Genomic DNA, 11,733 nt, shown 5'->3' with positions numbered 1-11,733 from the left:
TCGAATGACGACCAAGAAGCGCACCAGCAGGACCGATACCCAGTCCACCCCCGAGGCCCGGGAAGAACTCACGGCGGAACGGGACGACATCGAGGGGCGTGGCACTCCGGCGAATTCGGAGACCGCCGAGACCTCGGAGACCGCCGAGACCTCGGAGACCGCCGAGCCGGAGGTGGAAATGCCGGAGCCACCGGAGGACATCCGGCAGGCCGCCAGACTCGCCCCCGACCACTGGTTCAACATGGTCGATCCCACCTGGTCGGGGGAGCAGGCACCACCGGAGTGGGCCGTGATCGGCCGATGGCGCTCGGACGCCGATGGGGAGATCGTCGACTGGGAGCACAACGACACCTACCGCCCGTCGCCGCGCGCCCTCGGACTGCCGGAACCCACCGACCCCGTCGACGCGGCGGTGCAACTGGCCGCCAGCGGATACGGCCCGGCAGAGGACGTACCGGCCGCGCTGGCCACAGCGGAGCTCGCGGTGCTCGTCCAGGCCGACGGCACACCGGTGAGCGCAGCCTCCCCGGACGGCAGCGCGGTGGTTCCGGTCTTCACGTCGCAGACGCACATGGACTCCGCCGGCCGTCTGGCCTTCGAGGTGGTGCCCGTCGCCGCGCTCGTCGACCGTCTCCCCGAGAACCACCAGCTCTACCTGAACCCCAGCGCCGCCGTGGCGATGCGCGTGGAACCCGAACCACTGCGCGAGGCCATCAAGGTGGCCGCCGCTGGACAGGAGACGTAACTCGGTCTGGCCGATGGCCGAGCGGACGTATTCAGGTGTGAAGTGTGATGTGGAGGTGGCAAGCGGTGCCAGGTGAGGTCTCAGGCGTGTTCCCGGAGCAGTGCGTCGCTCAGGCGGTGGACACACTTGGCCCCGCGTTCGATGCTCTGTCCACGGCAGGCAGGGCGGAGCTGACCGGCCGTATCATGCGCGACATCCGGGAGTTCGTCGACTCCAGACGTCCCTCGTGGCTCGCTGAGACGGAGCGGCTCAGCACCGGGGCGTGGGTGACCACGCCCCCGTCCGTGAACGCCACTGACTCTTCCGGGTCCGAGGCGACAGTGGGCCCCGCTCTCCGGCTGCGCGGTGGTGCTCCGGAAGCGTTCGAGCCCGACCAGGACATCGTCGAGAACTGGCTTTCGGAGTCGAATCTCCCCCTTCGGCGTCGATCGCCGAGGTTGCAGGAAATTGACAGGGCCCTCGCCGACTGGATGTCGGGTGGCCGGGACCGCCGGCTTGCCTTCGAGCAGAACACGAGGGAGCTACGGGCAGTCGACTCCGCGATCGGTGCCTGGCTGTCGGAGAACCAGGAGTCCAGCCGGCTGGGCAAGGTGCAACAGCTCAGAGCGCGCATGTGGGAGGAACTGGAAGGCGTGTCCGCCCTCGCGCGCGCCCATCCCTATCTCGTCCAGCAGGGGTATCGAAACACCGACGCGGACCGACGAGTGTTCCGCCGCGGCTTTCGCGACTACGACCTGCACTTGCGGGCCGTACCGCATCGGAGCATCTTCCGTCAGGCACCGGAGGAAGACGTTGTCGCCCTCGTCGCCTATACGGGTATCACTGAGTTCTCTGTGGTCAATGCGGCCTTGCGCCAGGGTGACACGTACACGCTGGCGGCACACGAACCACTCGTCAAAGGTGTAATTTCCGCGCTGAACCACTTCTCGCCGCACATCGGGACCGTTTATCGCGGAATCATGGTCGGCTCCGCGGAATTGGAGAGGGTGCTCGCCCGATACGCGGTGGGCAGGGTGGTACAGGAGCCGACATTCGTCAGTGCGGACTCCCAGGCCCCCCGGTTCTCCGGGAACATCCAGTTCGAGATCACGTCCCGGACCGGTCGGCCCGTCCAGGCTGTCTCCCGACATCGGGGCACCGAGGCGGAGGTCATCTTCCTCCCGGGCACCAGCTTCGAGGTTCTTTCCAGGGAACAGCGGCACGACACGTGGTTCATCAAGATGGCAGAGGAGCCCGCATCCCGAGACACCACCGGCCAATCTTCGCATGAGGAGCCACGCGAAGTCCGTTTCGCCTGGACGGACTCCAGTTCCTGGCGGAGGGTCGGAGAGCAGCTGGGCTCGAACCCGGGGGGTACCTACCTCGATCACCACAATCGCCTCTTCTACGTCAAGACGGCGCAGAGCCATGACCACGCGCGTAACGAAGTGCTGGCTGCCGAGCTGTACCGGACGGCAGGGCTCGACATGCCTGCCCTGTGGTTGGTGACCCACCAAGGGAAAGCCGGCATCGCCTCACCGCTCGTCCACGGAGCACGAACCGACCTTCGGAACAGGCTTGAGAAGGACCCCGCTTATCGGAAGGCCATCCAGAACGGGTTCGCTGTCGATGCCTGGCTCGCCAACTGGGACGTCGCGGGCACCGCTTACGACAACATCGTGAGTTCAAGTGACGGCAGGCCGGTGCGGATTGACGCCGGTGGCACGCTGCTGTACCGGGCCAGAGGAGACCTCAAGGGCAGTCTCTTCGGGGCGCAAGTGAACGAGTGGGAAACCCTGCGCAATCCTTCCTACAACGCGGAATCTTCTTACATCTTCTCCGGGATGAGTACCCAGAGGCTGCAGGAATCCGCTCGGAGGGTGCTTCTCGTCGGGCCGGGCCAGATCGACTCTCTGGTCGACAGCCTCGGGTTCAAGGCGACAGTCGGCACGTTCTTGAAGGACACGCTGAAGGTGCGCCGTGCCGACGTCGCCGCGCGGGCGGGGATTGCGCTGCCGGCCGGAGAGGCCAGCGGTCAGGTAACGAACCGGACCCCCACGGCCATGACCGGGTACTACGGCAACCCGAATTTTCAGTCGAGCGCCGATGACCGTGCGCGGTTCGCGCGTACATTCAGGTCCTACGCTCGTTATCTGCCCAAAGCCCTCGCTCTCGCTGCCGCCAACCCCGCTTTGCAGGGCATTCCTCACGAAGACCTGGTCGCCGTCCTCGGATACACCGGCAACGCGTTCTTCGATGTGGTCAACAAGGGACTTCGCGAACAGGATGCCGAAGTGCTGCAGACCTACGACGCTCATATCCGGGGGGTCGTGTCCGGGCTGAACAGGCTACCCGTGTACAGAGGCACGGTGACCCGTGCGATAGAGATCTATACAGGGTCGGAGCTCGACCGGGTCGCAGCCCGTTACCCGAAGGACGCGACGGTCGAGGAAAAGTCCTTCGTGAGCGCCGACGCCACGCGCCTGTCGCGTCCCGGGAACATCATCTTCACGATCGAGTCCGAGACAGGACGCGACATAAGCCTGCTGTCGGACTACCAGGAGGTGGAGACCGAGGTGACGTTTCCGCCCGGGACCACGTTCAAAGTCACCAAGAACACCAAGAAGGGCTCGACCTACCGCATCTCGATGAGGGAAGTACCGAGGCCGCGTACCGCCGCTCATCCTGACAGTGCGAACGTTCCGGCGGTCCCGTGGGTGGGCGCTGTCCCGGCGATGCCGTCGTCGGCCTATAGCCATGCGTCCACTTCCCGCGAACCCGTGTACTCCCGTCCGTCGGCCTCGCAGGCGTTGGCGATGATGCAGCATTCGGCAGCCGGGCAGGCGGAGCAGGTGGACGCTCTCACCGAGCGTGCCGACCGTATGACGCTGGGAGACCGGGACCGAGCCCGCGGGGGAACGGTTCGGAGCGCCGGCTCGAGTGCCGGCGCCGGTGTCCCCCGGGTGGATCCCGCAGTCACCGCACTGTGGCGGGAGACGTTCTCCCTCGCTCGTCGGGCGCTGCGGGGCGTTCCCGAGTCGCGGCAGTGGCGGGAGACGGCGGTGGCGATCCTGGCCACGCATCACGTGGCGCCCCCGGCGGCCACGCGGGGTGAACCGACGGCGGACGAAAGAGCTTATGGGGACCTGTTCTCCGACATGGTGTACGCGGTCGCCGCCAGGCTTCACGCCGACCGGGCCCAGCCCCGGGCCCAGGAGTCGGCGATCGCGCTCGCCCGGCAGATGGCGGCTGCGTTCGGCATCAACGCCGGCGGTGCACCGGCTCGCACGGGCTGGAGCGAGCCGGCGCCGGGCGGGGACGCGGGCGTGTCCGAAGGCGACGGTGCCGGGTTCGGTGCCGCCGTGGGGTATGCCGGTCTGGACATCGACACCCGGGGCATGAGGGTGGCGCGGGACCTGATCGAAGTCCCGGCGCAGGTCGAACGGCCCGTCGCCGCCCGCACCGAGGCCGCGCGACTGCTCGGACCTCTCCTGCGCAACCCGGCCGTCGCCGAACGCGTCGCGGACAGCGGCGTCCGAGTGATCGTCATCCCCCGCACCCTCCGCATCACCGACCTCCCCGAGTTCTCCGCCGCGAGCATCGCGGAGGGTGGTCCGCCCGCCGAGAGCCGGGGCTGGACCGACACGGCACGTGGGCTGGTGGCCGTGAGCGAGGAGAACCTCCTCGGTGAGGACGCCCCGGACCCCGGCCGCACCCATCCCGAGGGCTATTCGTCCGTGTTGCACGAGGCCGGGCATCTGGTCCATGCGTTCGGTCTGGACGACGACCAGCGGACCAGGGCGGACGCCGCCCACACCGCCCGCCTCGCCGACGGGGCGGCGGAGGACTCGGTCGACGGCCCGCTCCGCCACGTGGACGGCACTCCGTCCGCGAACCACTCCTCCGCCGACCCGGTGGAGAACTTCGCGCAGGCGACGGTGGCCTTCTTCGGGGCCAACCATGGGAAGGACGCCACCACCGGCCGGCACCGCAACAACGGCCCGGGCTGGCTCGCGGCCCACGACCCCACCATGTACGCGCTCCTCCTGGAGGTCTACGGTGAGCCGCCCGCCGAACCTCTCGGCGCGAACGCCCTCTCCGTCACCCGTGCCGACCGGGACCGGTGGCAGGCCCTCAAAGACCACACGGCTCTCGTCGAGGCGCCTGGGGCCCCCGCGATCACCGAAGCCTCGGCACCGGCCACGGACCGCACGACAGGTGGCATTCCGCCGGCCGCCTTCGACGGGCCGCCTCGAGCCGGACGGGGCGGCAGTGCACCGGTGGGGGACGTCACGCCGGACAGGACGACGGCTCGGGACCACGCGGAGCCGACACCGATGCCCGCCGTTCAGGAGCCCTCGCGCTTTCTCAGTCAGGCAGAGGTCGCGACTCTGCTGGTCGAGGAGGAGTACACGGCGTCTCGAGAGGTGCTGGACAGGGCCCTGGCGGCACTGGCGATGGCCCAGCAGGCGGCCGCCGACGGCACCGCCGGGCCGTGTGACCTGTCGGTGGCCCAGGCCCTCGCCAGATCGGCGGAGGATCGCCACGCCCGGGCCGGCAGGATGCGGGACGGGTCGACGACGTGACCGAGGACGGTTCGGGTCGCCTCGCTTGCATGAGCATGCGCGCCCATACGCCCATACGCCGCGGTGGCGCCTGGGTGGTCGATGTCTGCGGACACCCGCCGCACCACGGGCGCTGGGCATGCTCAGCCGGATCAGAACCGCGCACAGATGCCAGCCGGGAACAACCTGCCTCGGCAGCGGGCGGGGTGTGACGCCGATACGCCTCACGCGCTTGTGGTGAACCACTTGCCCGGTCCCACTCGTGTACTTGGCAGATTCGGTATGGCGCAGTGGTTCCATCCGGCGGTGAGGTGTGCCGGACCGGTGCCGGTGCCCGACGCGTGAACAGAGATGCGCGATCGATCGGCGAGTGCGGGACGTGCGGTGCAGCCCGGGATGCGGGCCCCGAACCGAGTGTTGTCCGACTCGTGCGGGCGGTTGCGACAGAATGGTGAGGCACATGCAGAACGGCGATTCCCCGGCGTGCGACGTCGTGGCCGCATTCGAGGAGCGGGCACGGACCGCTCCTGACGCGGTCGCTGTCAGCGATCAGGGCAGGTCGACGACATACGCGGAACTCGACCAGCGGTCGGGAGAGCTGGCGCGGCAATTCGCGGCCCGCGGCGTCGGCCCCGGCACGCTGGTGGGCCTGTGTCTTCCGCGCGGTCTGGGTTTGGTCACGGCATTGCTGGGGTGCCTGAAGTCAGGGGCGGCATATCTGCCACTGGATCCTGCCTTGCCCGAGGGGCGGTTGCACGCTCTTCTGTCCGAAGCCCGAGCAGATCTGGTGCTCGTCGACGACTCCCTTTCGCATGAGCTGAGCGTGCCGGACACGCAGGTGGTGCCGCTTGCGTCCTTTGCCGGGACCGATGAGCTGGAGCCCGGCCGGAGGACGGTCGACGCCACGACGGACCTCGCGTACGTGATCTTCACCTCCGGTTCCACCGGTGAGTCGAAGCCGGTCGCGGTGTCCAGGACGGCACTGTCCCACCACGCTGTGACGATGGCCGCGGTATTCGACCTGACGCCGCGGGACAGGGTGGTCCAGTTCGCCAGTCCCGCGTTCGACGTGGCGGCGGAGGAAATCTTTCCCACCCTGGCGTCCGGCGCCTGTGTGGCGGTGCTCCCCGACCAGGACCGCTCCCCGCGGGACCTTGAGCGGTTCCTCAGGGAGGAAGGAGTGACGGTGGCCAATCTGCCGTCCTCCTACTGGGCGACGTGGGTTGCCGACCTGGACGCCGAGCCCCGGACGCTGCCCGCATGCCTGCGGCTCCTCGTGGTGGGGAGCGAGATCGCGCACACCCGCACGTTGGCCCGGTGGCGTCGGCACTGCGGCATCCCCGTCATCAACGCGTACGGACTGACCGAGATGACGATCACGGCGTTCGTCAGCCGGTTCAGCGGCCAGGACATGCCTTCCGGGGATGTCCTCCCCATCGGGCATCCGCTTCCCGGCGTTGTGGCCCACGTGCTGGACGCCGCACTGCGGCCCGTGCCCCACGGCACCGTCGGTGAACTCTATCTGGGTGGTGTCACACTGGCTCGCGGCTACCACCGGCGGCCTGACCTGACTGAGACACACTTTCTCGAGGGTGCTGTCGAAGCCCCGGGGACCCGCCTGTATCGAACGGGGGACCGAGTCGTCGAAGATGCCGACGGGGCACTCACGTGCCTCGGCCGGATCGACGATCAGGTGAAGATCCGCGGACACCGGGTGGAACCCGCCGAGGTCACGGCCGCGCTCCTCGCGCTTCCCGGCGTCGCCCAGGCCCACGTCAGGCCGCTCGCCGACGAGCGAGGAACCCGGTTGGCCGCCTACGTCGTCGCGGACAGTGGAACTGGGTCCTGCGTCCAGTCATCGGAGCTGCGGGCCGCGCTGGCCCTCAAGCTGCCCGCGGCGATGGTTCCTACCGAGATCATGCGCGTGCCCGAGCTACCACTCACAGTGAGTGGCAAGGTCGACGTGCGGGCTCTGCCACTGCCTGTGGCGTCCGTCGGCAACACCGCGGCAGGCGCCGGGAGGTCGATGGCTCCCACCGAGCAGAAAGTGGCCGAAGTCTGGTGCGAGGCGCTGGGCACCTCATGGGTGCACCCTGACGCCAACTTCTTCGACCTCGGCGGTCACTCGCTCCTCCTGGTACAAGTCCGCCGGCGCCTGTCGGACGCCTTCGGCCGACCGATATTCGCAACTGCGCTCTTCGAGCATCCGACTGTCCGTTCGCTCGCCCGGTTCCTGGACGAAGCGCTCACCGACGCGGTACCGGCTGCTTCACCGGAAGCGGACCGGGGTGACGTGCGGCGCCAGGCACGCAGCCGGATACCACGAAGCGTCCGCCACGCCTCGGATGCGAGTGGTGCGCCCGTGCAGGGGCACTCATGACCGCGTCCCGCTCGGATCTGCGTATCGACGACGGGTCCGCTCCCTTCCTCGCTGTGGTCGGCATGTCGGGACGGTTCCCTGGAGCCGCCGGTATCGAGGAGTTCTGGACCAATCTCGTCAAGGGAACGGACTCTCTCACCCGCTTCACCGCGCCTGGTGCTGCTCACGTGTCGGCGATCGGCCTGCTGGAAGACGCGGACGCCTTCGACGCCGAGTTCTTCGGCTTTTCACCGCGGGAGGCGCTGCTCCTCGACCCGCAGCACCGGGTCTTCCTGGAGTGTGCCTGGGAAGCGTTGGAGGACGCGGGATACGACCCGAAAGCCTGCCCGGGGGCGGTGGGGGTCTACGCGGGAAGCGGTCAGAACTCCTATCGGCATGAGCTGTCCGCCTATCGCGAACGGCTCGGGCCAGTCACCGACTGGCAGCTGAACCTGGGCTGCGGACCGGACTTCCTGACCACCCGTGTCGCCTACAAACTCGGCCTGCGGGGGCCGGCCGTGACCGTGCAGACCGCGTGTTCCACCTCCCTGGTGGCCCTGCATACAGCGGCGCAGGCTCTGCTGAGTGGCGAATGCGACGTCGCGCTGGCGGGCGGGGTGTCCATCCGGTACCCCGCGCAGCCCAGTGAGTACGTGGAAGGCGGCATCATCTCCGCCGACGGGTACTGCCGGGCATTCGACGCCAGAGCGAGCGGCACTGTGGGCTCCAGCGCGGCGGGAGTGGTGGTCCTCAAACGGCTGGCGGAGGCGGCCGCATCCGGGGACCGGATCAGGGCCGTGGTGCGCGGCACTGCGGTGAACAACGACGCCTCCGCCAAGATCGGTTACACGGCGCCCGGTGTGGAAGGCCAGGCGGAGGTGATCCGGGCCGCCCTCTCGGTGGCCGGGGTACCGGCGGAGTCGATCACCTACGTCGAGACGCACGGTACGGGAACCGCACTCGGGGACCCGGTGGAAGTGGCCGCCCTCACCAAGGCCTTCCGTACGAGCACTGACGCCCGGCAGTTCTGCCGCATCGGCTCGGTCAAGACCAACGTGGGGCACACCGACGCGGCTTCCGGAGTGGTCGGCTTCATCAAGGCGGCGCTGGCCGTGGAACGCGGTGTGATTCCGCCGAGCCTGCATTTCTCGTCCCCCAACCCTGAGATCGAGTTCGACGACAGCCCCTTCCGGGTGAACACCGAGCTGATGACATGGGACCCGGCCGAGTGGCCGCGACGGGCCGGCGTCAGCTCGTTCGGAATCGGCGGAACCAATGCCCACGTCGTACTGGAGCAGGCACCGAACCGGTCGGCACCGCCCGCGACATCCGCGTCTCAGCTGCTGGTCCTTTCCGCGCGCAGTGCGACCGAACTGGACACCGCCTCGGCACGACTCGCCGAACATCTGCGTACCCCCGGCGTCCAGGCGCTCCCCGACGTCGCCTGGACGTTGCAGACGGGCAGGCACGCCTTTCCATACCGCCGTGCGGTGGTGGGCGCCGACCATGACAGCTGTGCCCGAGCCCTCGCCTCGGGCGCGGCCGGTGGAACCGCCTTCCGGTCTCGAACCCTGACATCACCGGGGCCGGTATCACGTGAGCCGAGTGTCGCGTTCGTCTTCTCCGGCCACGGAGGGCAGTACGCGGGCATGGGCGGCGCACTCTACGAGAGCCACAGAGTGTTCCGTGAGGAGGTGGAACGGTGCATTGCGTTGGCGGGCCCCGGACTCGGCCCCGCAGTGCGCGTCGCGATCCGCCCCCGAGACTCGGTGGAGACGGAGACTGCCCGTCGGCAATTGGCTGGCATGGGTGTGGCACAGGTCGCCGTCTTCGTCCTGGAGTACGCGACCGCCCAGCTGTGGAGGCATTGGGGGGTTGAACCAGGTGCGGTGGCCGGCCACAGCCTCGGTGCCTTTGCCGCCGCGTGTGTTGCCGGCGTTCTGTCGCTGCAGGACACCTTGCGGCTGGTCGCGGCGCGTGGCTCCCTCATGGAGACGCTCACCGGCGGTGCGATGCTGGCTGTCCAGTGCCGGGAACCGGATGTCACGCCTTTTCTGGGTACGGAGTTGGACCTGGCCGCCGTCAATGGGCCGGAACAGTGTGTTCTCTCGGGCCCCCAGCCGGCGATCCAACGTCTTCACGGGCGGCTGACCGAGCAGGGCGTGGACAGCCGGCCGCTGAACATCGCCGCTGCGGCGCACAGCAGGGCCGTCGAGCCGGTTCTCGCCGCGTTCGCGACGGAGGTCGAACGCGTGGAGTGCAGGCCACCCGCGGTTCCGTGGGTCTCGGACACCACCGGGACCTGGGTTCCCATGGACGCCGCTCCCACCACGGACTTCTGGGTGAACCACATGCGCCGGACCGTCCGTTTCGGCGAGGTCGTCTCGACTCTGTTCTCGGATCCCGCCCGAGCGCTGGTCGAGGTGGGACCGGGAAGAACCCTCACGAGGATCGCCGTGCGACACCCGCAGTACACCGATGGGCACGCGGCGGTGTCCAGCCTGCCGCACGTCTCGGACGGTGCATGTGCCGACGAGACGATGCTGAACGCGGCGGGCACGTTGTGGAGCCGGGGAGCCGACCTGACCTGGCGGCACATGCAGGACGGACAGGAACGACGTCGGGTGGGCCTGCCCACCTATCCGTTCACCCGTAGACGCTACGCGCCCGGCCCAGCTCCCGCCCGGGAGCAGGCCGGGCCCTCGGCACGCGGCCCGCGCCGTTCGTTCCAGGACCCGCCGGCCGAGTCCGCGTGGGGCCTCCCAGAGCCGGTTGAGAGGAATGGGCCGGCTGTTGACGCCACCGCCACGGTGGTAGGACACCTGGCGGAAGCGTTCGGTGTCCTGCTGGGACTGGAGGGCGTCGACCCGCACGAGAACTTCTTCGAGCTGGGCGGAGACTCCCTCGTCGCACTTCAGCTCATGCGTGTCATACGCGAGGACTTCGGGGTGGGCGTCACGGCCCGGCAGATCTTCACCGCCGCCACGCCGGCCGCGTTGGCCAACGTGATCGCGTCCGCGTCCGACAGAACCGTCGACGGCTCCGCGGCGGACGAAGGTGACAGTGACCCGCGTGCAGTTGCGCGACCACGACCCGAACCCGAGGAACACTCTTTGCCCCACGACGACTTCAACCACCGCGACGCGGCACACGGATCCAGCGGCGTGTCGGCGGTCAACGGGCCGACGCCCGGCGAGCCGATGGGGGAGGCCCCGTGAGCGAGACGCCGGCGTCCCGCCCAGCCCCGAGCCGTACGCCCTGGCTGGTATGCCGACGCCCCCGTCCGGGCGCCATCGGACTCTACTGCTTCGCCCACTGCGGCGGAACGGCTGGAGAATTCGCCCGCTGGGCGGACGAGCTGCCCGACGCAGAAGTCCGGGCCGTGCAGCTGCCAGGACGGGGCTCACGTATAGATGAACCGGTCCTCACCAGCATGCAGTCTCTGGTGGCCGCGTTGCTGGCTCACCTCGACTTCGACGGCAGGTTCGTCTTCTTCGGACACAGCCTGGGAGCCCTCGTCGCCTTCGAGGTCGCACGTGGCCTGCGGGACCGCGGCCGGGCTCAGCCGGAAAGGCTCTTCCTGTCCGCCAGTCCCGCACCACACCTGCCAAGAACCCTTCCTCCCGTCCATCACCTGGACGATCAGGACCTCTTGGCGGCCATCACCGACATGTACGGGACCTTGCCCGCCGCGCTGAAGGAGGACCCCGAACTGCTCCGGCTCATGATGGTTCCGCACCGCGCGGACTTCCGGATCGTGGAGACCTACCAGTACCTACCCGGCGCTCCGCTCGACATTCCTCTGCACGTCGTCACCGGCAGGGAAGACCGTCACACGGCCGAGCAGATGACGGCTTGGTCCACGCACTCCCGTGTTCCCGTCGATCTGCATCCGTTGCCCGGCGGACACTTCTACCTGCGCGAGCAACGCTCCGCACTGCTCGCCCATCTGCGCGCGCGCCTGACCGAGACCACGGGGACACCTGAACGGCAGCGGATCACAGGACGTGCCGGATGAAGCACAGGGGACGGATACAAGACCCATCGCGCTCTCCTTCCCGTCCGGACGCCGCCGGAGGGCGGGC

At 68.8% G+C, this 11,733-nt stretch carries 5 protein-coding genes; all 5 read left to right on the top strand.

Translation table 11 applies throughout. The features are described from left to right. Positions 1 to 4 precede the first annotated feature (4 nt). The 5 genes from QFZ64_RS10855 to QFZ64_RS10835 all read left to right on the top strand — a co-directional run bounded on the left by QFZ64_RS10855 (position 5) and on the right by QFZ64_RS10835 (position 11,666). Entirely contained in the window at positions 5 to 745 is a 741-nt protein-coding gene (locus tag QFZ64_RS10855; protein WP_307064674.1) for a type VII secretion system-associated protein, read from the top strand. A gap of 86 nt (positions 746 to 831) precedes the next feature. After that, a complete protein-coding gene (locus tag QFZ64_RS10850; RefSeq protein ID WP_307064673.1) occupies positions 832 to 5,310 on the top strand; it encodes an ADP-ribosyltransferase domain-containing protein in 4,479 nt (1,492 codons plus the stop codon). A gap of 439 nt (positions 5,311 to 5,749) precedes the next feature. Further along, positions 5,750 to 7,669 (top strand): non-ribosomal peptide synthetase, encoded by a 1,920-nt coding sequence (locus tag QFZ64_RS10845; protein WP_307064672.1) that lies wholly within the window; start codon positions 5,750 to 5,752, stop codon positions 7,667 to 7,669. Next, positions 7,666 to 10,866, top strand: a complete 3,201-nt coding sequence (locus QFZ64_RS10840; protein ID WP_307064671.1) for a type I polyketide synthase — start codon at positions 7,666 to 7,668, stop codon at positions 10,864 to 10,866. The genes QFZ64_RS10845 and QFZ64_RS10840 overlap by 4 nt, the downstream gene beginning before the upstream one ends. Continuing rightward, a complete protein-coding gene (locus QFZ64_RS10835; RefSeq protein WP_307064670.1) occupies positions 10,863 to 11,666 on the top strand; it encodes a thioesterase II family protein in 804 nt (267 codons plus the stop codon). The genes QFZ64_RS10840 and QFZ64_RS10835 overlap by 4 nt, the downstream gene beginning before the upstream one ends. The last annotated feature ends 67 nt before the right edge of the window (positions 11,667 to 11,733 follow it).

This window comes from Streptomyces sp. B3I8, assembly GCF_030816915.1.
Lineage (GTDB): Bacteria > Actinomycetota > Actinomycetes > Streptomycetales > Streptomycetaceae > Streptomyces.
Note: the sequence above shows the minus strand (reverse complement) of the source record. Positions and strands in the feature narration are given on the sequence as shown.

Bases quoted from the DNA above. Each gene is read 5' to 3' on its own strand.
- QFZ64_RS10840 (WP_307064671.1), top strand. From the start codon at position 7,666: ATGACCGCGTCCCGCTCGGATCTGCGTATCGACGACGGGTCCGCTCCC.
- QFZ64_RS10845 (WP_307064672.1), top strand. From the start codon at position 5,750: ATGCAGAACGGCGATTCCCCGGCGTGCGACGTCGTGGCCGCATTCGAG.
- QFZ64_RS10855 (WP_307064674.1), top strand. From the start codon at position 5: ATGACGACCAAGAAGCGCACCAGCAGGACCGATACCCAGTCCACCCCC.